The 25382-nt window shown below is 28.4% G+C and carries 25 protein-coding genes and 2 tRNA genes; 16 read left to right on the top strand and 11 right to left on the bottom strand.

Annotation, left to right across the window (positions count from 1 at the left end):
• Positions 1–62 precede the first annotated feature (62 nt).
• The 3 genes from R3X25_RS13665 to R3X25_RS13655 form a co-directional block, all read right to left on the bottom strand.
• Positions 63–881, bottom strand: a complete 819-nt coding sequence (locus R3X25_RS13665; protein WP_317675499.1) for a carboxypeptidase-like regulatory domain-containing protein — start codon at positions 879–881, stop codon at positions 63–65.
• Between the two features lie 77 nt (positions 882–958).
• A tRNA-Leu gene (locus R3X25_RS13660) sits at positions 959–1042 on the bottom strand.
• Positions 1043–1091: 49 nt separating this feature from the next.
• Positions 1092–1164 (bottom strand) — tRNA-Lys (locus R3X25_RS13655).
• Positions 1165–1281: 117 nt separating this feature from the next.
• On the opposite strand from R3X25_RS13655, the gene R3X25_RS13650 reads away from it, so the two are divergent.
• Positions 1282–1791 carry a shikimate kinase gene (locus tag R3X25_RS13650; protein ID WP_317675498.1) on the top strand — a complete coding sequence of 170 codons (510 nt, stop codon included), beginning with the start codon at positions 1282–1284 and terminating at the stop codon, positions 1789–1791.
• Here the strand turns inward: R3X25_RS13650 and R3X25_RS13645 are convergent.
• Genes R3X25_RS13645 through R3X25_RS13630 form a run of 4 tightly spaced genes read right to left on the bottom strand, consistent with a single transcriptional unit; the run spans position 1783 to position 4017 of the window.
• Complete coding sequence (locus tag R3X25_RS13645) at positions 1783–2280, bottom strand: phosphoribosyltransferase family protein (RefSeq protein ID WP_317675496.1); 498 nt, start codon at positions 2278–2280, stop codon at positions 1783–1785. The two genes, R3X25_RS13650 and R3X25_RS13645, sit on opposite strands and share 9 nt — an antisense overlap.
• Before the next feature lie 5 nt (positions 2281–2285).
• The gene (locus tag R3X25_RS13640) at positions 2286–2870 is read right to left on the bottom strand and encodes an SAM-dependent methyltransferase (RefSeq protein ID WP_317675495.1); all 585 of its coding nucleotides are present in this window, start codon (positions 2868–2870) and stop codon (positions 2286–2288) included.
• Positions 2871–2873: 3 nt separating this feature from the next.
• Positions 2874–3659, bottom strand: a complete 786-nt coding sequence (locus R3X25_RS13635; protein ID WP_317675493.1) for an SDR family oxidoreductase — start codon at positions 3657–3659, stop codon at positions 2874–2876.
• Complete coding sequence (locus tag R3X25_RS13630) at positions 3649–4017, bottom strand: RNA-binding S4 domain-containing protein (protein ID WP_317675492.1); 369 nt, start codon at positions 4015–4017, stop codon at positions 3649–3651. The genes R3X25_RS13635 and R3X25_RS13630 overlap by 11 nt, the downstream gene beginning before the upstream one ends.
• A gap of 82 nt (positions 4018–4099) precedes the next feature.
• On the opposite strand from R3X25_RS13630, the gene R3X25_RS13625 reads away from it, so the two are divergent.
• From R3X25_RS13625 to R3X25_RS13575, 11 genes are all read left to right on the top strand, one after another.
• On the top strand, positions 4100–4903 hold the full coding sequence (locus tag R3X25_RS13625) for an FKBP-type peptidyl-prolyl cis-trans isomerase (protein WP_317675491.1): 804 nt from the start codon (positions 4100–4102) through the stop codon (positions 4901–4903).
• Between the two features lie 257 nt (positions 4904–5160).
• Positions 5161–6465 (top strand): voltage-gated chloride channel family protein, encoded by a 1305-nt coding sequence (locus R3X25_RS13620; protein WP_317675490.1) that lies wholly within the window; start codon positions 5161–5163, stop codon positions 6463–6465.
• A gap of 216 nt (positions 6466–6681) precedes the next feature.
• Positions 6682–8010 (top strand): TolC family protein, encoded by a 1329-nt coding sequence (locus tag R3X25_RS13615; protein WP_317675489.1) that lies wholly within the window; start codon positions 6682–6684, stop codon positions 8008–8010.
• 11 nt (positions 8011–8021) lie between these two features.
• Complete coding sequence (locus tag R3X25_RS13610; protein ID WP_317675488.1) at positions 8022–9224, top strand: efflux RND transporter periplasmic adaptor subunit; 1203 nt, start codon at positions 8022–8024, stop codon at positions 9222–9224.
• A 6-nt stretch (positions 9225–9230) separates the two neighbouring features.
• The gene (locus tag R3X25_RS13605) at positions 9231–9974 is read left to right on the top strand and encodes an ABC transporter ATP-binding protein (protein WP_317675487.1); all 744 of its coding nucleotides are present in this window, start codon (positions 9231–9233) and stop codon (positions 9972–9974) included.
• A gap of 2 nt (positions 9975–9976) precedes the next feature.
• Positions 9977–11197 (top strand): ABC transporter permease, encoded by a 1221-nt coding sequence (locus tag R3X25_RS13600; RefSeq protein ID WP_317675485.1) that lies wholly within the window; start codon positions 9977–9979, stop codon positions 11195–11197.
• A 30-nt stretch (positions 11198–11227) separates the two neighbouring features.
• Entirely contained in the window at positions 11228–11902 is a 675-nt protein-coding gene (locus R3X25_RS13595; RefSeq protein WP_317675484.1) for an SDR family NAD(P)-dependent oxidoreductase, read from the top strand.
• A 37-nt stretch (positions 11903–11939) separates the two neighbouring features.
• Positions 11940–12977 carry a sensor histidine kinase gene (locus tag R3X25_RS13590; RefSeq protein ID WP_317675483.1) on the top strand — a complete coding sequence of 346 codons (1038 nt, stop codon included), beginning with the start codon at positions 11940–11942 and terminating at the stop codon, positions 12975–12977.
• Between the two features lie 3 nt (positions 12978–12980).
• Positions 12981–13715, top strand: coding sequence for a LytTR family DNA-binding domain-containing protein (locus R3X25_RS13585; RefSeq protein ID WP_317675481.1), 735 nt, complete (start codon positions 12981–12983; stop codon positions 13713–13715).
• A gap of 289 nt (positions 13716–14004) precedes the next feature.
• Positions 14005–14355, top strand: coding sequence for a carboxymuconolactone decarboxylase family protein (locus R3X25_RS13580; RefSeq protein ID WP_317675480.1), 351 nt, complete (start codon positions 14005–14007; stop codon positions 14353–14355).
• Positions 14356–14523: 168 nt separating this feature from the next.
• Positions 14524–14823, top strand: coding sequence for a hypothetical protein (locus R3X25_RS13575; RefSeq protein WP_317675479.1), 300 nt, complete (start codon positions 14524–14526; stop codon positions 14821–14823).
• 74 nt (positions 14824–14897) lie between these two features.
• Here the strand turns inward: R3X25_RS13575 and R3X25_RS13570 are convergent, their stop codons facing one another.
• Positions 14898–15728, bottom strand: a complete 831-nt coding sequence (locus tag R3X25_RS13570) for a DNRLRE domain-containing protein (protein ID WP_317675478.1) — start codon at positions 15726–15728, stop codon at positions 14898–14900.
• 356 nt (positions 15729–16084) lie between these two features.
• On the opposite strand from R3X25_RS13570, the gene R3X25_RS13565 reads away from it, so the two are divergent.
• Positions 16085–16714, top strand: coding sequence for a DUF6515 family protein (locus R3X25_RS13565; RefSeq protein WP_317675477.1), 630 nt, complete (start codon positions 16085–16087; stop codon positions 16712–16714).
• A 58-nt stretch (positions 16715–16772) separates the two neighbouring features.
• Here the strand turns inward: R3X25_RS13565 and R3X25_RS13560 are convergent, their stop codons facing one another.
• Entirely contained in the window at positions 16773–19007 is a 2235-nt protein-coding gene (locus tag R3X25_RS13560; protein ID WP_317675476.1) for an amino acid permease, read from the bottom strand.
• A 168-nt stretch (positions 19008–19175) separates the two neighbouring features.
• Between R3X25_RS13560 and R3X25_RS13555 the strand changes: the two genes are divergently transcribed.
• Both R3X25_RS13555 and R3X25_RS13550 read left to right on the top strand, forming a co-directional pair.
• Positions 19176–20015, top strand: coding sequence for a mechanosensitive ion channel family protein (locus R3X25_RS13555; RefSeq protein WP_317675475.1), 840 nt, complete (start codon positions 19176–19178; stop codon positions 20013–20015).
• A gap of 45 nt (positions 20016–20060) precedes the next feature.
• Positions 20061–20984, top strand: a complete 924-nt coding sequence (locus tag R3X25_RS13550) for a 1-phosphofructokinase family hexose kinase (RefSeq protein WP_317675474.1) — start codon at positions 20061–20063, stop codon at positions 20982–20984.
• 70 nt (positions 20985–21054) lie between these two features.
• Here the strand turns inward: R3X25_RS13550 and R3X25_RS13545 are convergent, their stop codons facing one another.
• Complete coding sequence (locus tag R3X25_RS13545) at positions 21055–22008, bottom strand: M23 family metallopeptidase (protein WP_317675473.1); 954 nt, start codon at positions 22006–22008, stop codon at positions 21055–21057.
• Positions 22009–22262: 254 nt separating this feature from the next.
• Between R3X25_RS13545 and R3X25_RS13540 the strand changes: the two genes are divergently transcribed.
• A complete protein-coding gene (locus R3X25_RS13540; protein ID WP_317675472.1) occupies positions 22263–24821 on the top strand; it encodes a hypothetical protein in 2559 nt (852 codons plus the stop codon).
• A gap of 10 nt (positions 24822–24831) precedes the next feature.
• On the opposite strand, the gene R3X25_RS13535 is transcribed toward R3X25_RS13540, so the two are convergent.
• Complete coding sequence (locus tag R3X25_RS13535; protein WP_317675471.1) at positions 24832–25176, bottom strand: helix-turn-helix domain-containing protein; 345 nt, start codon at positions 25174–25176, stop codon at positions 24832–24834.
• Positions 25177–25382: the final 206 nt, after the last annotated feature.

Here is a 25382-nt window from a genome sequence, read left to right as displayed (position 1 = left end):
GTAAATATGTTAAAAAAAGCCAACATATGTTGACTTTAATTATTATATAAGTTATAAATTTTCTAGTTTTTTTCTTTTATAGTACTACCTTTTTTAATGGCTTTATAGTTTTCATAACAAAGTAAAATTGCCTCAACTAATTGTAAATCACTAGCTGATTTAATAAAATAGTCAGAATAATTACATTCATTTAAAAGATCATTTAATTCTTGAGCATCCATATTTAAATACTCCATCATAATCTCACGATTAAATTTAGTTTCCATTAAATTTCTAACTTCATCATCATCTCGTAATTTTTTTAATTTTTTTAGTTGTTTTGGTTTTTTACCAAACATATTATAAACAAAATCTACAGGATGAAATAAAGCGTCTACAGGAGAAGTATAGGTTTTAGCTTTACGTAATCCACCAACTTCATAAGTTTGTTGAACACCACTAATATGTATTCTTGAGTATTTATCTTTTGGAGTGTTTTTAGCGTCAATTTCCAAAACACCAATTAGTTTATGTGATTTAACAACTACTTCTTCCATTTGTTCAGTTTTTTCATTTAATTCTATAACTAACTCATTTCCAAGAAGTAAATCGTTTGTAATTTTTAGTTTAATGGATTGGTAACCAAGGTATGATACATAAATAGTGTCATTTACTCTTGTGCTCATTTCAAACTTACCATCATCATTTGTTGCAGTTCCTAAAACAGAATTCAAATTAAATAAGTGAGCTCCTTTTAAAGGGTCTTTGGTTGTATGACTAATAACTTGACCTTTCAAATATGAAGTTTCAAATTGTTTTATAGTATCGGTGTTTTTTTCTACTTGAGCAAAACCAGCAAAAGCAATACAAAAAACTATAGGAGTTAAAATTCTTTTTAGCATAATGCAATATTACTAATAAAAACCCTAATTTTTGCTAAAGAATATTAAAATAGTAATGAATTTTAAAGTGAAATAAGTGCACATAACAGGACTTGAACCTGCACAAACTTACGTTTACGAGCCCCTCAAGCCCGCGCGTCTACCAATTCCGCCATATGTGCATTAATTTTAGTAAATAAAAAAAGTTAAGCAAATGCTTAACTTTTTTTGTGACCTGGCTGGGGCTCGAACCCAGGACCACCTCCTTAAAAGGGAGGTGCTCTACCAACTGAGCTACCAGGTCAATTACCTTTTCCAAAGACGAGTGCAAATATACTACCTAAAGTTTAAAATACAAGTTTTTTTATGTAGTTTTTTAAACGATATTTGTGTTACTTATTTAAATAGAAAGTAAACAAGTATGAAAATAGTTTTATTAGGGTATATGGCAAGTGGCAAATCTGCTGTGGGTAAGGTAGTTGCAAAAAAAATGTTGATTCCTTTTATTGATTTAGATGCGTATATCGAAGCGAAAGAACAATCAACAATTTCTACTATTTTTAAAGAAAAAGGAGAAATATATTTTAGAAACAAGGAGTCTGAATGTTTAAAAGAGTTATTGAGTTCTAAAAATGATATGATTATTTCGTTAGGAGGAGGGACACCTTGTTATGGAAATAATATGGAACTAATAACAGAAAATAGTACTTCAATATATTTAAAAGCTTCTATTAATACTATTTTTGAAAGGATAAAAAAAGAAACTCTTCAACGTCCTTTAGTAGCAACAATAGGAATTGATAATTTAAAAGAATTTATTGCTAAACATCTTTTTGAACGTTCACCATTTTATGAAAGTGCTTCAAAAATTGCAAATGTTGATGATAAATCTATTTTAGAAATTTCAGAAGAAATAATTACGCTACTCTAAAACAGCATAACTATTTTGTTTATTATACACTAAATTAACATGTTCACGAAGTGAAGTAGATAAAGAGAGACCTTTAAAATCTGCTTTTACAGGGTATTTTTTATGATTTCTATCAATCATTACAGCTGTATTAAATTGCTTTATTGGAACCTCTAAAAAGTGTTTTATTCCGTAAATTAAGGTAGACCCAGAGTTTAATACATCATCAACTAAAACTAGTGGCTTGTTTTTGTAATCATCAGGTTTTAAGTCTGTTGAAATTGGTTTTAATGGATTTCGTTTATCTATATTTACTTCGCAAAGTGTAATTTTTAAATCGGAAATTTGCTTTAATTCTGCTTCTAAATGTTGAGCAAAAATGTATCCATTTCCTTTTATACCTGCTATAATAATTTCTGATTCTTTAGAATTACATTCGAAAATTTGATACGCAATACGTTTTGTTTTGTGTTCAATTTGTTTATTAGTAAGTATAACCGATTGTTCCATTATATTTATTTTTTTTCAAAGATAAAAAACAATTCTCTACCATCTCTTGGTTTTATAGAATTATAACAACGTTCTAAAACACGAACTTCAAATTTAGCATAGAATAGTTGAATATATTCAATAATATTTCCTCCAAAAGGTGGACCTTGCTTGGTTAGTTCAAAATCAAATAGTAAACCAACAATTTTTCCTCCATCATTTAATAAATTATACATTTTATTTACATAAGCTTCTCGCAAAGAAGGATCTAATGCACAAAAGAAAGTTTGTTCTAGTATTAAATCATATTTATCTTCATGACTGAAAAAATTCATGTTTATTAAATCTTTTTCAGGAAAATCTGGAAAACGTTTTTTTAGATTAAGTAGTGGTTGAAAAGCAATATCAATAACTCTAACTTTATTAAAATTATTTTCATGCAAATATTCAGCTTCATAACTGTTACCGGCACCTGGAATAAGAATTTTTAAATTTTTATTTGTTAATTGATTTATATATGTTTTTATAGGAGTGGAGATGTAACCAATATCCCAACCCGTTTTATTTTTTTCGTATTTTAAATCCCAATACTGTTTGTCAAATTTAGTCATAAATTATAAAGATTTTACAAGTCCTCCATCAATAACAATATTTGTTCCTGTAATGTAAGATGCATATTCTGAAGCTAAAAAATTAACCAAGTATCCAAACTCTTTTGGGTTTCCAATTCGTTTCATTGGAATTGAGTTTTTTAAATTAAGTAAAACTTCATCTTCAGAAATATTTAACTGTTTAGCTTGTAATTTATTAAGTTCTTTAATTCGTTCAGTATCAAAAATACCAGTTAAAATGTTATTTACTGTAATTCCTTTACTAGCAATGCTTGTAGCTAATGTTTTAGCCCAAGTAGTTACTGCTGCTCTAATAGTGTTAGATAATATTAAATGGTTAATAGGTTCAACAACACTAATAGAAGTTGCATTAATAATTCTACCAAAACCATTTTTTTCCATTTGTTTAATAGCACACATGGTAGTAAATTGTGTAGTTTTAAAAAGTAAATCAAATGCTGTTTGGTAATCTTTTGTAGTTTTATCAAAAACAGTTCCTCCTTCTGGTCCGTTGGTGTTATTGACTAAAATATCAACTGAATTAGATTTAAAATAGTTTGAAATTATATTCTGGTATTCGTTAAAATTATAAAAATCCACAATTAAAAATTGATGTACTTGACCTTGTGAAGTATCCATTTTTGAAACTAAAGCTTGCAAAGCCTCTTTATTTCTAGCCATTATTGTTACAGAAGCTCCGTTTTTAGCTAATTCTAAAGCTATTGATTTTCCTAAACCTTTTGAGCTTCCACCTACAAGTGCTTTTTTATGTATTAAATTAATCTTCATCCTGATAATCTTCTAATTCACGTCTATCTTTTTTTGTTGGTCTTCCAGTTCCTTTTTTACGATAATAGTCTTTAGAATATTTTAATAATTCTAGTTTTTCAAACTGTTCTTTATTGGTAATATCTTTTCTGTATAAGTCTACTAATTTAGCACCAACACGATTTAAAGGTAAATCAAGAATTAAAAATTCGTAATTAATTTGATTTTTTCTTACCATAATTTTCTCTCCAGAGAACACATCTTTTGAAGGCTTTACCGGCTTATTATCAACTCTAACATGTCCTTTTTTACAAGCTTCAGTTGCAATACTTCGTGTTTTATAATAACGCGTACACCACAAATACTTATCTATTCGCATAATTTAAAGTTAAAAATTTAATATTAAACTTTTCAAAAGTATATGAAAATAGTATCTTGCGCAATCTAATCTTATAAAAGGAATGAAATTAAAAAGTTTATTATTTATTGCACTACTAAGTATTACAATGTTTTCTTGTGATGGAAATGATGATAATTCAAGTGATGATGATTTTGATCATGCAGCGCAAGCCTTAATTGACGATGCTGATTTAATAGAATACTTACAAACTCATTATTTAAATGAAGATGATAATGCAATTTGGACAATAACATCAGACGAAACACCGCTTTCAGATTTAGTTGAAGTACAGGAGGTTACAAAGGATGATATAAATTATAACTTATACTTTTTAAAAGAAAACGAAGGTGTGGGTGAATATCCAAAATCTTCAGATTCAGTATTTGTTACTTATGCCGGAATGTTATTAGATAGTACTGTTTTTGATTCTAGTTCAAGTAAAATATGGTTTTCTTTAACAGGTGTTGTAGATGGTTGGGCTTACGGGTTTACAAATTTTAAAACTGGAACTAAAATAATAAATGATGATGAATCTTTTGATTATGAAGATAGTGGAGAAGGTTATTTATTTATTCCATCTGGTTTAGCTTATAGAAATATTACTCAATCAATAATTAGTGAAAATTCACCTTTAATTTTTAAAATAACACTAAACGATATAAATAGAGCTGATCATGATAATGATGGTGTTTTATCAAGTGATGAAGATATTGATGGTGATGGAAATGTAAAAAACGATGATACTGACGGAGATGAAATTCCTAATTACTTGGATACTGATGACGATGGTGATGAAATTTTAACCGCAGATGAATTGGGAGATGAAAACAATAATGGAATTGCCGATTATTTAGAAGCAACCTAAATTTAAAATACATATACTTTAAATTAAAAACCAGATGATGCAAATTTTCTGGTTTTTTTAGGTTTTAATTTTAAAATAGTCTATTAAAAAATAAAACTAGATAATAACTTTATTACCAATTGTTAAAACTTAATTTTAGTTTATATTTACATTCTTAATTTTGGCTATAAGGTTTGCCTTAAACTACTTTCAATTTAGAATTAAAAATTTCTATTTAAAATAGTTTATGCCAGTATAAAAAAATTACTTTGGGCAATATGAACAAAACAAAAATTAAAAAGTTTTTATTTTCATTTGAACAAATACCATCATTAATATATCTTCTAAAATGGGTTTTAATTTGTTTAGTTTTAGGAATTATAGTAGGAGGTATTTCAGCATTTTTTCTGTTAAGTTTAAGCTGGGTTACAAATTGGAGAGAATCACATTTATGGATAATTGCGTTATTACCTGTTGGTGGTTTTATAATAGGGCTGTCATATCATCTATATGGAAATAGTGTTGTAAAAGGTAATAATTTATTGCTTGAAGAATTTCATTCTCCCAAAAAAATAATTCCATTTAGAATGGCTCCGCTTGTTTTGTTTGGAACTATTTTAACTCATTTTTTTGGAGGTTCAGCTGGTCGTGAGGGAACTGCAGTTCAAATTGGTGGTGCTATTGCCGATAGGTTTACAAAAGTTCTTAAATTATCAAAGCGAGATAGACAAATTGTATTAATTGCAGGTATAAGTGCTGGTTTTGCCTCTGTTTTTGGTACGCCTTTAGCAGGTGGAATTTTTGCATTGGAAGTATTAGTTTTAGGAAGAATTCGATTAGATGCTATTATTCCAAGTTTTATGGCTGCAGTTTTTGCAGATTATTTTTGTCAATTTTGGAATGTACCTCATACACATTATCACATCAATACAGTTGCTGAAATGACTCCTGTTAATCTATTATGGTCATTATTAGCAGGAATTATTTTTGGACTTACAGCAATGCTTTTTTCAAAATCCACACATTTTTGGAGCAAGCTTTTTAATAAAAAAATTAAATATCCACCACTTCGACCTGTAATTGGAGGAACAATTTTAGCAATTGCTATTTATTTTATGGGTACTACAAAATATATTGGATTGGGAATACCAACTATTGTAGATGCTTTTAATGAGAATTTAAATTCGTATGATTTTTTATTGAAAATTTTATTTACATCATTTACCCTTGGAGCAGGTTTTAAAGGAGGAGAAGTAACACCTTTATTTTATATTGGAGCAGCTTTAGGTAATGTATTAATTTGGTTTATTCCTTTACCAATGGGATTACTTGCAGGAATGGGATTTGTAGCTGTTTTTGCTGGTGCTACAAACACACCTATTGCTTGTACCATTATGGGAATTGAACTTTTTGGAATAGAATCTGGAGTTTTTATTGCATTAGCTTGCTCTACAGCTTATTTATTTTCTGGACATTCTGGAGTATATTCTTCACAAATTATAGGTAGTCCAAAAAATGATTTACTTATACGTGAAAAAGGACTGCATTTATCTGAAATTAAAAATAAAAGATCACAAAAATAAAAGTTTGTATAACAATATGGAGTTATTTTGAATACGTTTAAAAAATTGATAATCAATCTTTTGTTGAATAAAAAATAATTATAGATACTTTAATGTAAAAAATCTCATCTATTAAAAATAGGTTTTTATATATCAAATCTTCGTAAACGTCTATTCTACTTTATTTAAATAGTATATAGTTTCACATTTGTAGTGTTAAATTAAAAAACACTCAAAATGAAATTATATCTTATCATAGCAAGCTTTCTTTTTATGCAAATATCTTTTGCTCAAGAAGTTTCAACTTCAAAAACAAAAGTTTGGTCTTTAGAAGATTGTATAAGCTATGCAATAGAAAATAACATTACTGTAAAAGATGCTACACTAAATAAAAATATAGCTGAAGTAAATTATAGTAAGGCAAAATCTTCTAGATTACCTAATTTATTTGGAAGTGCATCACAAAGTTTTTCTAGCGGAAATACAATTGATCCAATTACTAGCGATTATGTTTCTGACCAAATACATAGTACAAATGTTGGTATAAATAGTTCTATGACATTGTTTCAAGGGAATCAAATTAGCAATCAGATAGAACAAAATAAAATATTAGTAGAACAAAGTATTTTTCAAGAAGAAGTTGAAAAAAACAACATTGTTTTAACTATTCTAGAAACGTATTTAAATACGTTATACAGTAAAGAAAGTATCACTATTGCAGAAAATAATTTAGAAGCTTCAGAAAAAGAAGTATTAAGAGCTAAAGCTCGTTTAGATGCAGAAACTATTGCTTTAAGTGATTACACAGAAGCACAAAGTCAAGCCGCAACAAACAAATACAATGTTATTGCAGCAAAAAATAATTATCAACAATATATAATTGAGTTAAAACAACTATTAGAACTTCAACCTTTTGAAGATATAGAAGTTGAGACCTTAAGTGAAAATCAGGATTTAATAAATTTAGAACTAAACAAAACACAGATTTACAACAAATCGTTAACATTTTTACCTGAAATTGAAGCTAGTAATTTAAATATTGCTGTTAATCAGAAAGAACTTGAAATTGCTAAAGGAGGTTTTTTACCAACCTTATCTTTAAGTGGAAGTATAGGCTCTGGATACACAAGTGTTGATGATAGCACCTTTTCAGATCAATTTGATGTTAATTTTAATCAAAAATTAGGATTATCCTTAAGTATTCCAATATTTAACAGAAACCAAACAAAAGCAGCTGTACAAAATGCAACTATAAACATTGAAAAAGCTGAAATTCAAAAACAAACTACTACAAAAGAAGTTTATAAAAAAGTAGAAACAGCCTATCAAAATGCACTTTCAGCTCAAGAACAAGTAATTGCTTCTGAAGCTTCTAAAACAGCCGCAGAACAAAGTTACAAACTTGCACAAAAAAAGTACGAATTAGGAGCTTTAAGTACTATAGATTTGGTAATTAGTCAAAATACATTTACCAATGCACAACAAAACTACCTGCAAGCAAAATACTTAAATATTTTATACCACCAATTATTACAATTTTATCAAGGAAACGATATAAAACTTTAATCAACAGACTCATGAAAAATAAAAAAACAATCATTATAAGTAGTATTACACTAGTAGCACTTGCTATTATAGCTTACTTTTTTTTAAAAGGAGACGATGCTATTATAATTGAAGCAAAAACAGTTTTAGCTAAAAAAGCAAACGTAACTACAATGGTTACTGCAACAGGAACTATTGAACCCATAAATCAAGTAGATGTTGGTACGCAAGTATCTGGTGTTGTTGAAAAAATATATGTAGATTATAATAGTGAAGTTAAACAAGGACAGTTGATAGCTGAATTAGATAAAACAAACTTAAAAGCTTCTAAAACTCAAGCTCAAGCTGCTTATGACAATGCTGTAAGTCAAAGAAATTACATGAAAACTATCTACGAGAGACAAAAATCCTTGTATGAAAATCAAGTAATTAGTAAATCTGATTTTGACGAAGCCGAATACAATTACCAAACAGCAAAAGGTACTGTAACACAACGTTATTCTGATCTTCAGTCAGCAAGAACTAATTTAGGATATGCTAATATTTATTCACCTATTGATGGTGTTATATTATCTAGAGATATAGATGAAGGACAAACAGTTGCAGCAAGTTACAGTACTCCAACCTTGTTTACCATAGCACAAGATTTAAAAGAAATGCAAGTAGAAGCAGATGTAGATGAAGCAGATATAGGAAATGTAAAAAATGGTCAACGTGTATCTTTTACGGTTGATGCTTATATTGGTGAAACCTTTGAAGGTATTGTAACCCAAGTGAGACTAGACCCAACAGTTACTTCAAATGTGGTAACATATACCGTTGTTATTAAGGCAGATAACCCAGATTTAAAACTAAAACCTGGTTTAACAGCAACCATTTCAATTTATACTTTAGAGTTAAACAATGTTTTAACAGCAGAAGCTAAAGCCATAAACTTTAAACCAGAAGCAGAAACGTTAGCAACCTATAATACACATCATAATTTACCAGAAAACACAAACAATTCATCTAAAAATGAAAAAATACTTTGGGTGCTTGGAAACGATAGAAGTATTACGTCAAAAACAGTAACTCTAGGAGCAAGTGATGGTGTTAATGTACAAATAGTAAGTGGTATTTCTGAAGGAGAAAAATTAGTCTATAGCTTAAAAGCTGTCTCTAAATCTGAAGCTAGGTCAAGTGGTTCTAATGAAAGTCCGTTTATGCCACAAAGACCTGGAAGTAAAAAAAAGTAAATAGTCATGAGTAAAGAAATTATAAAAATAGAAGACTTAAAACGTGACTTTGTTATGGGAACCGAAACGGTTCATGCCTTAAGAGGTATTTCATTTACTATACATGAAGGTGAGTTTGTTACCATTATGGGATCTAGTGGATCTGGTAAAAGTACACTCCTAAATATTTTAGGCTGTTTAGATCAACCAACTGATGGATCTTATAAAATTGATGGTTTAAAAGTAAAAGACCTTGGCAGAAACCAATTAGCAACCATAAGAAACGAAAAAATAGGATTCATTTTTCAATCATATAATTTATTAGCAAGAACTTCAGCATTAGAAAATGTAGAATTACCATTGTTGTACAATAGTAAAGTTTCTACAGAAGAACGAAAAAAACGTGCTATAAAAGCGTTAGAAATGGTTGGTTTGGCTGATAGAATGGATCATACTCCTTCAGAACTTTCAGGAGGACAACAACAACGTGTTGCAATTGCCAGATCGTTGGTGAATAATCCAGTAATGATTCTCGCAGATGAAGCTACAGGTAATTTAGATACAAGAACCTCTTATGAAATTATGTCGTTGTTTCAACATTTAAATAAACAAGGAATTACTATTGCTTTTGTAACACATGAACCTGATATTGCTACTTTTAGCAATAGAACTGTTGTGTTAAGAGATGGAAATATTATTAAAGATTATAAAAATACCAATATACTATCTGCTGCAGAAGAATTAGAAAAATTACCTAAACAAGACGATTAATTATGAGACTATTAAATTTATTAAAAATCGCATTTAAAGCAATTATTCTTAATAAAACAAGAACATTGCTTACCATGTTAGGAATTATTATTGGCGTAGCTTCTGTAATTGCTATGTTAGCCATTGGTGAAGGTTCAAAAGAGAGTATTCGTTCAACTATTTCAGCAATGGGTTCAAATATGATAACTATTAGACCTGGATCTGATGTGCGAGGTGGTGTTAGACAAGAACGTAGCGCTATGGAAACATTAACACTAAATGATTACTACGCAATTAAAGACCAAGCTAATTTATTAACGTATATAACACCTTTAGTAAATGGTAGTGGACAGGTTATTAACGGTTCTAATAACTGGCCATCAACAATTTACGGAGTAAATCAAGAGTATTTAAAAATTAAAATTACCGAATTACAAAGCGGCAGTATGTTTACTGATGCAGAAGTGCAAACGGCTGCTAAAGTGGCTTTAATTGGACAAACAGTGGTTGATAATGTGTTTCCTGACGGCCAAGATCCTGTAGGGCAAATGATTCGATTTAGTAATATTCCTTTTAAAGTAATAGGTGTTTTAGAAGAAAAAGGAGAGAATACCTTTGGTCAAGATCAAGATGATGTAGTTATTGCACCATATACAACAGTACAAAAACGAATTTTAGCGATCGATCATTTAAATACAATTATGGCATCTGCTATAAGTGAAGGTGAAGCCCCAGAAGCAGTAACTCAAGTTTCAGAAATTTTAAGAAAACAACACAAATTAACAGCAAGTGAAGAAGACGATTTTCATGTACGTTCTATGGAAGAATTAATTTCAACCTTTAGTTCAACTAGCGAAATGTTAACAATTTTATTAGTAGCTGTTGCAGGTATCTCATTATTAATTGGTGGTATTGGTATTATGAATATTATGTATGTTTCTGTAAAAGAACGAACTAAAGAAATTGGATTACGAATGGCAGTAGGCGGTAAGGGTTCAGATATTTTAATGCAGTTTTTAATAGAAGCTATTTTAATAAGTATAACAGGTGGAATTCTAGGAGTGATTTTAGGGCTTACATCAACTGTTTTTATTGAAAAATTCTTAAATTGGCCTACAAGTATTGCATTGTATTCTATAATAATATCATTTGCTGTATGTGCCATTACAGGTATCTTTTTTGGGTGGTATCCAGCTAAAAAAGCAGCTGCTTTAGATCCGATAACTGCATTGCGTTATGAATAATAAATAGTAGCTTTTAAAAATAACAAGTAAATGAATAAGATAGCAATAATAACAGGAGCAAGTAAGGGAATAGGTTTAGCACTAGCTAAAAAAATGCTGTCTAATGGGTTTACAGTAATTGGAACTTGCAGAGATGGTAAAATTAGCGAAATAGAACATAAAAATCTTATTTCTGTTAAGCTAGATTTAAAAGATAAAAGCAGTATAGAAGAGTTTTCTAAATTTGTAGCTGAACGTTTTAATAAAATTAATATACTAATTAATAATGCAGGAATTGGTCCCGATTTAGGAAAAAGTAACCCTGAATATGAATCTTTTGAAAACACATTTAAGGTAAATGTTAATGGTACTGTTTTTTTAACAGAAAGTTTACTACCACATATAGAAAACAAAGGGAAAATAATAATAATTTCATCAAAATTAGGCTCAATAACAAATGTAGAAGATGCTTATTCTGTTGCTTATAGAATGTCTAAAAGTGCATTAAATATGTACACAAAAATTCTTTCAAACAGATTAAAAAACTCCATATTTATAACCGCAATTGATCCTGGTTGGGTAAAAACGGAGATTAGAATTAGTAATCTTAAAAATGCTCCATTAACACCTAAAGAATCGGCAGAAAATATCTATACATATATTACAAGTGAATTTGAGAGTGGTACTTTATGGGATACTGTTCACGGTAAAAAACACCATTGGTAGTTAAGTAAAATTTTTAAAACTTTATAAATATAATTTAATGCATAAAAATAATAAAATAACAACTTTTTCACATCTTCTAGTTTGGGTAGTGCTTTTTAGTATTCCGTATATATTATCGTATGGACAATCGCAAGAGATAAATAGAGTTATTGCTCATTTTTGGGTTCCGTTAGGGTTTTATGCCATTATTTTCTATGTCAACTATTTTATACTTATAGATCGCTTTTTATTTACTAAAAAAATGCTATTATTTATAGGTATAAACCTTGGTATGATTGCTTTGTTTTTAGTTTTAAAAGAACAAATTGAAGATACTTTTTTTCAAGAGATTGTTAGAAAAAAAACGGATAATGAAAATGGTAATGGTCCTCCTTTTAAGTTATTTATTTATGTACAAATACTGTCTTACGTTGCTCCATTGCTATTTTCTATAGCTATGAAAACTACAAGACGCTGGGTGGAAACAGAAGCTGAACGTAAAGAGGCGGCAAATTTTAAATTACAATCCGAGTTACAACATTTACATTATCAATTACAACCACATTTCTTTTTCAATTCATTAAATAATATTTATTCTATGGTAGATGTTTCGCCAGAACAAGCCAAATCTTCTATACATAGTTTAAGTAAGTTAATGCGTTATATGCTGTATGAAACAAATATGGAGTTAGTTTCACTTTCAAAAGAAATTGATTTTATGAAAAAGTATATTGCGCTTATGAAATTAAGAGTTTCAGATAAAACAACGGTTAATTTTAATTTCCCTTCAGAAGAAACAGGTATTAAAATTGCACCATTATTATTTATTTCATTAATTGAAAATGCATTTAAACATGGTGTTTCTGCGAGTGAAAAAAGTAGTATTAATATTCAAATGAATTGTAAAGGAAAAACTGTGCTTTTTACTGTTGAAAACGATAACTTCCCTAAAAAAACAGATGATAAAAGCGGTTCAGGTATTGGATTAAAAAATTTAGAAAAACGATTAGAATTGCTTTATCCCAATAAATATACCTTTAAAACTAGTGTAAAACAAGAATGTTTTTTAGTACATTTAGAAATAGAAACATCCTAAATTATGAGTGCACTTAAAATTACCTGTATTATTGTAGATGATGAACCAATGGCTTTAAATTTAGTTGAAAGCTACGTAAAAAAAACACCTTTTTTAGTACTTAAAAAAAAGTGTAGTAGTGCTATTGAAGCTATGGAGTTTATTAAAGCAAATCCTGTGGATTTATTGTTTTTAGATATTCAAATGCCAGATTTAACTGGTATTGAATTTTCAAAAATGTTACCGAAAGAAACCCGTGTTGTTTTTACTACTGCTTTTGATCAATATGCTCTAGAAGGTATTAAAGTAGAAGCTTTAGATTATTTATTAAAGCCTTTTGATTATGCTGAATTTTTAGCAGCAGCTAATAAAGCAAATACATGGTTTGAATTGGTGAAAGGAAAACAACAAAATAGTGTTTCTAAAGAAAAAGAATTCCTTTTTGTGAAATCTGAATACAAACAATTACGTATAAAATTAGCTGATGTATTGTATTTTGAAGGGTTGAAAGATTATATTAAAATTTGGTTAAAAGATAACCCAAAACCTATTTTAACGTTAATGAGTTTAAAATCTTTGGAAGAAGAACTTCCTGAAACAAAATTTATGCGCGTACATCGGTCTTTTATTGTAGCTTTAAAAAATATAGATGTAATTGAGCGTAGTCAAATAATAATTAATAAGCAGAGAATTACAGTTTCAGAACACTACAAACCAAAATTTTTAGAGTTTATAAATAATAACTCTTTAAATTCATAATTAAATTAGCATTATCTATTTTACAAATTAATAGTAATAAGTTTATAATTTTAATAGAAATATGCGTTTTTTTTTGCACTAAAAATTCAAATTAAAAACATTATTTACTAATTGAATAAATATTTTAACAGCTTGAATACTAGCATTTTTAAGATTTTTTTTAGTTGGAAATAAACAGAATAATTATTGAAAATTAGTGTAATATTTTTTAACTTTGAGTAACGCAATGTTTTTGAGCTCTTCTTTCAAAATCAATTGCTTTTTAATTAACTCTTTAAATTTTTTAGATATGATTAAAGATTATTCAAATAACTACAACAACCTCTCAAAATTAATGGGAGAATTAGGCGCAAAAATACCTAACACAATGGAAGGTTTTAGTAAAATGCATAAAGCAAGTAGTTCAGATGGAGTTCTTTCAGCTAAAACAAAAGAACTTATTGCTTTAGGTATTGCAATTACCGTACGATGTGAGGGTTGTATTGTTTGCCATGTGCATGATGCGTTAACTTCAGGTGCAAGTGCAGAAGAAATTATGGAAACTATTGGAGTAGCTGTTCTTATGGGAGGAGGCCCATCAGTAGTTTACGGTTGTGAAGCTATGCAAGCATTGGAGCAATTCGCAGTATTAGAAAATTAATTTAAATAGATAAATAAATCGAAGAAGAATTTAATTAAAATAAAGGTATAACTTCGTCGATAAAATTATTGTATTAAAGGATTAATAAGTGCTGTTTGTCTATTCACTTCTTTATTAATAATATGTAACATTACATTTCTTTAATATTAAATAAATAGAATTAATAGTATGAAAAAAATCATTTTATCATTAACATTAGTAATTGCAATGTTTAGTTGTGATACAGTTAAAAATGCTAACACATCTAGTATTTCAAGTGCAGCAACATTGTTAAGCTCGTTAAGTTCAAATTCTACAGTAAAGCAAATATCTAGTCTTTTTACTTTATTAGATAGTAATAAAGATGAGGCAATTAGCTCAACTGAAGCCATTGGTACTGTAGCAGAAAATTTTAACATATTAGATACTGATAATAATTCAAGTTTAAACCTTACTGAATTAACAGGTTTATTAGGTTTATTGAAATAATAAATTTTGGATAATAAAAAAGAGAATAGCTTGTAGCTATTCTCTTTTTTATTTTAAATACGTTTTTATAAAATCTATTTTTTTAAAATACTAAATGTTTTTTGATTCTGTGTATTTGAAATTTTCACATAGTACAATCCAGTTTTAAAAGTACTCAAATCTACACTAGAATTGTATTTTTCTTGCTTTAACAGCTGACCCATAGCACTATATATATTTATAGTTGTTTCTATATTTTCAATTCCTTTAATATATAACTTATCACTAGTTGGGTTTGGGAAAACAAAAACATTGGTTATCTCTGAATTTAGTTCGTTATCTAAAGATAGAGTAGTTTCATTAATTACTAATCTTGGTTTTTCAGCATTTGATGTAGTAGTATTTGTACTGTATATAAAAGTTGATATATCTTCTTCAGTAGAAACAATTTTAATTGAAATAGAAGTTTCATTATTAGCTTTAGCGTTAGAAACGGCACTAGTAATATCAAATTCTATTAAGTTTCCAAGATGATTTCCAGAAACTATTTCTGATACTCCCGTAAAATTAGTTGCTTTGTTCCATGTAATGTTACTGTTTGTCCAAGAATTAGTATTGGGTACTAAATAAGCTTTGTAATTTCTTGTGGTTGTTATAGTACTCTCTATAGTTAGTCTTAATTTTGCTGAAACTACAGTAGGAATAGAAGATAAGCTAAACTTTAAATATACTTCTCTAGTATGGTCTGTGCTACTGTTATCACTATCATTACTAGTAATTAATCTTTTAGTTCCGTAATTATTTGCAGGGTAAGAATCCCATGTGTACGCATCGTCACTAGCTATAATAGTTGTTTGAGAATAACTTAAAAAACTAATTAACATAACTATCAATAAACATGAAGTTTTACATAAGTTATTTTTCATATTATATGCTTTTTTCTATTTTTAGTAGCAAAAATACAAAATAAACACATAAACAATAAATATACTTTGGTGGTAACGTTTTTTAGTAAAAGTAGAATATTTACACGTGTGTTTAATACGTAATTAACAACCAAAAAACTAGTAACTTATGGTTTTGTTTATTTTACTTTAAACTATTCTTAATGCCATTAATTAATAACAATCTATAAAATCAGCTTATTTATAGATGTAATTTAAGTAATCTTCTATTAACTTTTTTTTTAATTCATAATCTAATTATTTTTAAACTAATCATACAAAGTATAGTCTAACTATTACTATAAAAAAAGGAAGTCTAATTATTAAAATTTTAAATTATGAAAACATTTATGAAAGCATACATATTATCTGCATTGTTTTTAATAACAATTACAACGCAAGTTTCAGCACAAACACGAAGAAGTACTTCAACAAATAAAACGGTAAAACCAACAACTACAGCCAGAACTACTAAAACTAAAACTAATAGAATTGTAAATAATAGTACAACAAGTAGAAGGATACCTAGTACTAAAGTAACTTACAAGAAACCTAAAAAGAAAGTAGTTGCTGTAAGAAATATTTCAAATAGAAGAGTTATAAATCATAAAGGTCAAAATTACTATTATGCAAACAATAAATATTATACACAATCTAGAGGTAGATATATTGTAATTGCTCCTAAAATTGGATTTAGAATTAATATTTTACCATCTAATTCTAGAAGAGTACGATTTAATAATTATGATTATTATAATGCAAATGGTATATTTTACATACAAATAAATAACCAATACGAAGTTGTAGAACCTGAAATAGGGACTATAGTTTATGAACTACCTAACGATTATGAAAAAGTTGTTATAGATGGATTAACATATTATGAATACGCTAATATTTTATATGAAAAAATACAAATTGATGGAACTAGAGCTTACGAAATAGTTGGTATTATAGATATGAAATAATAAAAATAATCACTAAATAATTAAAAAGAGGGTAGTTTTAAAACTGCTCTCTTTTTAATTATTTAATAAATTTAGAAGTTAAAGTGTTCACAAATAGTATATTTCCTATTTTGTCATAGCCTTCAAAAAGTTCAATGCTTTTATCTGATTTTATCATTCCTTCATGAAAACCTATTAATGTTAAATCTGCATCGGTAGAATATTCATTAATTAAATCTAATCTACTTTTGCCTTCATCTCTAGATAAAACATGTATGTTGTTAGCAGAAATTGGTAAACGTCCGCTACTTGTAAGTTCTATTAATTGTTCTTCTTCTTTTTTAATATCTTCTTTTGGGAATGTAGCAAAAATTTTGATTTGCCCTTTTTTCCAATCACTATGCCCTAAAATAATATAAGATAGTAAAATCATTAAATTGGCATTCTCATAATCATCTTTATTAAGCCATACATGAATATCTTTTTTATACCCAAAACCTTTATCAGAAGTAGCCAAAATACATAAATCGTATTTCGCAGTTTTTAAAATACTATAATTATCTACTACATCTGTTAACCATTCTTTTTCACCTTTTTTAAATTCAAAAAGCATCATATTGTTTGGTTGTCCAGAAATACCTGGTTGCTGTATTGCTTGTACTATAGCTCCAGTATTTGATGGAGATATTAATGTTTCTAAAAAAACGTTAGAATTACTACTAGACGAAATATCTATTAATTTTTGAAGATTTTTATCCGCTAATTCTTTAGATTCAGTAGAAAAATAATCTTTTTCAAAATGAATGTAGGTTCCAAACCCGTATCGATGTGATATCCAACGCATCATTTCTAGTGCACTATAACGTTTAAAGCTATCTTTTGATAAACACAATACTGCTGGACGCCAATCTTCTTCAGCTTTATCTTTTTCAGCTTTTTGAAGAAAAACTTGAATAGTTCTATTAAATTGATGAATAACACCCTGAAAAATAGTAGCCAAACCTTTATTGTTACTACTTTTAATAGAAATATAAAAATAAAGTACAACCATTAAAGCTATTGCTGAAACTGCATAAGGTGTGTTAATTTTAAACATTAAATAAATACACATAATAGCACCTATTAACGAAAAATACCATTTAGATTTAAAGGAAGGTCTATAAGCTGGATCTGCAGCAAAATGTTGTAAAAACGAAATTAAACAAAGAGAACCATATGTAACCATAAAAAACATGGATATAATTTCTGCAACAGCATTAACGTCTCCCATTAATACAAAAATTAGTGCAATTACACTTGTTAAAATGGTCGCATTTCTTGGTTCATTAGTGCTTTTAGTTCCTTTTGCAACCCAGAAATTAATTAATCTATTCGGAAAAACTTTATCACTTCCAATGGCTTGTAAAGTTCTAGGAGCAACCATAAAAGAACCTAATGCAGATGATATTGTTGCTGCCGCCAAACCAATGGGTATAATTGGTCCCCAAAGCGCAATTTTACCCATAATTAATTGGTCGCTAATTAAATCTGTAGGACTTGCTGATGAAGCCAATTTATAAGCAATAAAAACATAAATTATCATACCTATAATAGTTGCAGAAAGTGTACCTATTGGAATAGATTTTTTAGGATCTTTTAAATCTCCAGATAAACCAACACCAGCAGTCATTCCAGTAAAAGCAGGGAAAATAATAGCGAAAACATAAAAGAAACTTTTACCGGTATCAACACCTTTTAATAATTGTGAGCTATCAAAAACTTCATTATAAGATGTAGTTCCAAGAAAGAAAAACACAAGTGATATAGCTAAAATAGTAACCACAATATATAGTGCTTTCATTCCTAAATTAGCACCTTTGGTAACCATTAACCAAATAAGTAGCAGTAAAGCAGGTATACTAAACAAACGATTGTCGTACAATTCATACCCAAATTCTGAAAGTACCCAAGGTTTTATAGCATCAAAAGCCTCTGCAAATGCAATAACATAAAAAGCAACACTAACAGCTTGTGAAAGATATAGTGTAATACCAATGGCAGCACCAATATTTACCCCAAAAGATCTAGAAATAATAAAATACTCTCCACCACCTTCAACTTTTGAATTAGTAGCAATTTCGGCTAAAGCCATAGCTGTTGTTATAGTAACTATATGACCAATTATAATTATAAATACAGTTCCAACAAATCCTATTGCACCAACAGCAAAGCCAAAACGTAAAAACATCACAGCACCCAAAATAGTTGAAATTGCTGTTAAAAATACTGGAAGTGTACCAAAATTGGCCTTCGCTTTAGAGAGGACTTTACTCATTATAAATAGTATTAATTTATTAACACTAAATTATATAAAACTTTTATATAAACTGTTTTTTTTTAATAAGATAATAAAAATGATTAGTTAAATATATTTTCACATTTTATTTTTTGTAAATATGCATCTAAATTAATGGTATATTTAGCGTACTAATTTATTATACTTATGCAGTCAATACAAGAGATTTTAAATCATATACTTTTTAGTGTTGGTGGTTATTCATTAAAGTTACATATGGTAGTGGCCATTTTTTTAATTATAATAATTACAAAAATAGTATTGTGGATTGTTAAAAAAATGCTTTTTAGACGATCAGATGTTGATGAACATGAAAAAGGAAACATTCAAGCAATTTATCAAATTATTAGATATATATTATGGATTGTAGCTTTTGGTTTAATTTTAGAAGCTATTGGTATTAAAGTAACCTTATTTCTTGCTGGTTCTGCGGCTTTATTAGTTGGAATAGGGCTTGGTTTACAACAAACTTTTAACGATATAATTTCGGGGTTTATTTTACTTACTGAACGTTCTATTAAAATTGGAGATGTTTTAGAAATTGATGATAATATAGTTAAAATACAAACTATTGGTGTTAGAACGTCTAAAGGATTAAATACAGATGATATATCTATAATTATTCCAAATTCGTTAATAACCACTAGTAAAGTAATTAATTGGAGCCATCAAACAGATAAAACACGTTTTAGAATTGATGTTGGTGTAGCTTATGGGAGTGATGTAGATCAGGTAATTAGCATACTTGAAGAAAGTGCTTTTGAGCATCCCGATGTATTTGATCGTGAATTAGCTGAAGGAAGATTAATGGGATTTGGAAGTTCATCTCTAGATTTTCAATTATTATTCTTCAGTAAAAATATATTTAGAATTGGTTCTGTAAAAAGTGATATTAGGCGAATAATTGTCCGTAAGTTTGATGAAAATAATATTGTAATAGCGTTCCCTCAACTAGATGTGTATGTAAAGCAAAATGAAACTAAATAATTAACCATATTCAAATCATAAAAATTTAAAAATACAAACTATAAAATGAATATAATTACACTAACATTAAATCCTGCATTAGATAAAAGTGCTAAAGTAGACCAGGTTATACCAGATCAAAAACTTAAATGCCATTCAATTCAGTATCAGGCTGGTGGAGGAGGAGTTAATATTTCTAGAGTATTAAATGTACTTCAAGTAAAAAACAAATGTATCTGTACTATTGGTGGCGATACAGGTTTAAATTTAAAAAATCATTTATTAAAAGAAAACATAAATTTAACAGCAATTTCTGTTGAAGCTTGGACAAGAGAAAACTTATCAATTGTTGATAAGCAAACACAATTACAGTATCGTTTTGGTATGCCTGGAGGTGAATTAAGTTTAAACGAAATTGAACAAATAAAAACAATAATTAATAATGAAGCTTCTGAAAATTCAATTTTAGTTTTAAGCGGAAGTATTTCAGAAAAAATGCCTTTAGATTTATATGTGAAAATAATACAAATGGTAAAAGAAAAAAATATAAAAATTATAGTAGATACATCCGAAAAAGCGTTAATGGAAACATTAAAAGAAAACGTATTTTTAATAAAACCAAATCAAAAAGAATTAGCGCAACTAGCAGGGAAAGAGTTTTTAACTAAAAAAGAACAAGAAGTTTTTGCTATGGAATTAGTAAATTCGAATAGAGCAAAATATGTGGTAGTTTCTTTAGGTGCACGTGGAGCTTTTTTAGCATCGTCTGAAGGTGTTTTTTATAAAAATACGCCATCAGTAAAAGTTAAAAGTACAATTGGTGCAGGTGATAGTATGGTTGCGGGAATGGTGTTTGCTATTCAAAATGGTTTTTCTTCTGAAGAAATACTTAAATGGGGAGTTGTATGTGGCACAGCAACTACTATGAGTGAAGGTACAAACCTAGCTAGTAAAAAGAATATTAATACGGTATTAGAATTAATGGGATAGTATTTTATTTAGATATTGTAGCGAAGCTAATAAACACTTATTTATGAATAGCTAAAAAAAGAGAAGCTTACTATTTAACTAATATTAATTTTTGACCAATTCTTAACGTGCTTGTTTTTCTAATAGCATTAGTTTTACAAATTGAAGTTATAGATACGTGGTGATTGTTTGAAATTCTAGACAGTGTGTCTCCTTGTTTAACAATATACAATTCTTTTTGTTTTACTTCACTTTGTATAGCTTCATCATAAGTACTGCAAACGGTAATATTACTTTTACGTCTAGAACTATGATTGTATGCTGTAACCCAATTTTTAGTAACCCATATATTTTGAGCTCTTACTATATTTTTTTCGCCAAAATCAAATAAATATTCAGGATTTATATGATTTCCTTTATAGTTAACCTCAAGGTGTAAATGACTTCCTCTAGAATTTCCAGAATTACCACCTAAACCAATAACTTCTCCTTTTAAAACAATATCGTTGGCTTTTACCAATCGTTTAGATAAGTGTGCATAAACTGTTTCTAATCCGTTAAAATGGCGAATCACAATCACTTTTCCGTGTCCTCTATTATAACCAACGTAACGTACTTTACCGTCTAGCATAGCTAAAACATTATCTCCAGTAACTAAATCGATATCAATCCCATAATGAGCTCTTCTATTTCGCCAACCGTAATGAGACGTAATAACTTTTTTACGTTCCATTGGAGAGCTATAAACAGTATCGGAAAATTTTATATTAAAAGGTTCAACTATAACTTCTCTTTTATATGGATTAATAACTGAAGTATCCCAATTATCTGTTAACCATACATTTGTTATACTATCTTTTGCTGAAACAGCTGTAGAATCTTGTAAAATTACATTGCCAATCGAATCGTTTTTAATTTCTTTGGCTTTTTCCAATAAAACTACTTGAATAACAGAATCTATATTTATTTTATAATCGTTCTCGTTTTGTGCATAATTATTAAAGTATAAAAAACATAGAGAAAAGAAGATATATAATGGTTTCATAATAAGAAAAAATCAAAACTATTGAAATTAAAACAGCAAAAATAATAGAAAACATTGAGAAACTTTCTTAATTTTTTCTCAAAAACCTTTTTTATAGTGTTAATGGAATATTCTTTTTCACGTACCGATGATAGGAGCGTAGCGAAATATATAATATAAAATAAGTTTATTCCATACTTAAAACAGCGATAGCGATATTATAATTATTAGCAGTTAAATAAAAATAGTATATTGTCTAAAATTATAATTTGCTTATGAAAAAGTACTTACTACTTACATTATCTTGTTTTATCTTTTTTACTTGTCAAAAAGATGATGCTTTTAAAGAAAATATAGAGAATCCTGAAGAGTTAATTACTGATGAGCAATTTGCTGATAAATATTTTGGTGAATTAATTACAACAGATTTTATTGGGCAAATAGTAGATGAAGCTGGAGAGCATATACCTAATGTTCAAATAACCTTAAGAGATCAAACAACTGTTACAGACCAAAATGGCGTGTTTATAATTAATAATGCTTCTGTTTTTGACAATTTTGCGCATATAAAAGCTAGTAAAGCAGGATATATAAATGGGAGTAGAACTTTAATTCCTTTGCAAAACGCTTCAAACAATATTCGTATAACACTCATTAAAAAAATAATTGTAGATTCAATTAATTCTGGGGAAATTTCTGAAATAGGTCTTCCAAATGGAGCCAAGGTTGTGTTTCAAGGAATTTTTATAGATTCAGACGCTAATAATTATAATGGACAAGTAGATGTTTCTATAAACTATTTAGCACCAAACCAACAAGAAACTTTTAATGCAATGCCTGGTATGCTGTTTGGAAAACGAGAAAATGGAAATGCAACAAGTATGGAAACTTATGGTATGCTTTCTGTTTCACTTACTTCACCAAGCGGAGAACAGCTAAATATATCAGAAACTGCACCGGCTACCTTAACATTTCCAATAGATACAAGTACGCCAAATGCACCTGCAGAAATTGCTTTATGGAGTTTTGATGATGAAGTTGGTTACTGGAAAGAAGAAGGAACAGCGTCTCGTGTTGGTAATCAATATGAAGCATCTGTAACTCATTTTTCTTGGTGGAACGTAGATTATCCTTTTGAAGGCGTTAATGTTTGCCTTACACTAACGGATTTAAATGGTGCTGATGTATCAAATAATTACATAGAAATAATTATGCAATCTACAGAGCAAATGATATTTTCTGGTTATACTAATATTTCTGGTCAATTGTGTGGATTGTTTCCTCAAGGCGAACAGACATTGCTAAAAGTATATTCAAACTGTTCTACAACGCTAATATATGACCAGCCTATAGATCCTTTTAATTCTGATACAGATATTAATATAACCATAGACGATGTTCCAGATTATCAACAAACAACAATAATTGCAGATTTGGTTGATTGTAACGCTAATCTAATTACAAACGGTTATTTGGCTTTATTAAGTGGAAGCAATGTTTTTGAAACAGTATCGTTAACAGGATCTAGTGTAAATTTCGATTTCAGTTATTGTCCAAACGCTTCTTATACATTAATCGCTTATGATTTTGATACCAATAAAAGAACAGATTTTATTAATCTTAATTTTACTCCAGAAGGTGACACCAATTTAAATACAATTTCTATTTGCGAAAATCTTGGAGGTGTTAAGGTTGGTAATGTTACATTAACAAGTCAAGATGAAGTTGACTTTTTTGGGTATTTAGGTTACCAACAAATTGAAGGTAATTTAGTGATTGGGCTAGATGACTCATCTTCAGATATAACATCATTAGTAAATCTTAACACATTAACTTCAGTATCCTCTTCATTAAATGGTAATGTTTTTATTAAAAATAATGACAATCTCACTTCTTTAGCGGGTTTAAATGCTATCGAGTCTACTTCAGGATCTCTAATAATTTCAAATAATAATGCGTTAATATCTTTATCCGATTTAAGTAGTTTAACCACTGTTGAATATCTTGACATAAACGGAAATGATTCTCTTATTGAAATTGGAACACCGAATCTTACAACTGCAGGACCTTGGGTATTTGTTAGAGATAATCCTGCACTTGTAAATTTAGTAGGTTTAGGTAATTTGTCGTTAATAAATGATGCTAATGATAGCTGGCTTCTAATCGAAAATAATGATGCTTTAGTTTCTATGGATGGATTAGAAAATATAAGTAATATTTCTGAATTATCTATTCGTTACAACTCCAATCTAACATCTCTAAACGGATTAGAAGGTTTAAATAATGATATATCTAATCCGTTATCATTTGGTATACAAGATAATCCTTTATTAGCATCTATAGATGGCTTAAAAAATGTATCAGCAATGTCGTATTTAACTGTTATTCTAAATCCGTCACTTCAAACACTGTCAGGTTTAGATAATTTAACATCTGTTGTTGAGTTAAAATTATCAATGAATTCTGCTCTTAATTCAATTAATAGTTTAAGCAATTTAAGTCCTGGGAATTTAGACAATGTATATATCCATGATAATGATGCATTACAAGACTTATCTGGTTTAGAAGGAGTACAAACTATTACAAATGCATTGAGTATTTTTAGTAATGAGAATTTGAGTTCTTTAACCGGTTTAGAAAATTTAATAAGTCTAAAAAGGGTAATAATTGGACCTTTTGGTTATGTGAACGATTCTTTTAATCCTAGTTTAACTGATTTCTGTGCATTACAAAATCTATTTGTAAATGGAACCTATGAAACTGTTGAAATTGCTCACAACGGTTATAATCCAACAGTTGAAGATATCCAAGCAGGAGATTGTAGTCTTAATTAATACTTATGTATTAAATAACAATTTTCCCTTTTTTTTCAACAACAAAAACGCCCCAATCTGCAATAGATTTAATTACTGGAATTAATGTTTTACCAAAATTGGTTAGCGAATACTCTACTTTTAAAGGTGGTTTAGAGGTATATACTTTTCTTTTAATAATGCCATCTTCTTCCAACGTTTTTAACTGTAAACTTAAAGTACGTTCAGTAACTGTAGGCATTTCTTTTCTCAATTCATTATATCGTAGCGTATTATCAATTAAATGGTATAATATAACCGTTTTCCATTTTCCTCCTATAACTCCCATAGTTAAACTGGCACAGCATGGATATTCTTTTCCTTTAAATTTATACATCATATATTTTTTAAGAATACAAAAGTACAACACTATACTTAATTATACAACTATACTTTTTATAGTAAATTTTATATTTATAATGTATTGATTTTAAGTTGTTTGCAAAATTTAATTATACTATCATTTTTGACCGTTATTGTGAAATTTAAATACTATACATACTTTTGCCACTATAAAAATTATAGTCTAATAAAATCTAAAAT

The organism is Lutibacter sp. TH_r2 (assembly GCF_033101135.1).
In the GTDB taxonomy this organism is placed as follows: Bacteria; Bacteroidota; Bacteroidia; order Flavobacteriales; family Flavobacteriaceae; genus Lutibacter.
Note: the sequence above shows the minus strand (reverse complement) of the source record. Positions and strands in the feature narration are given on the sequence as shown.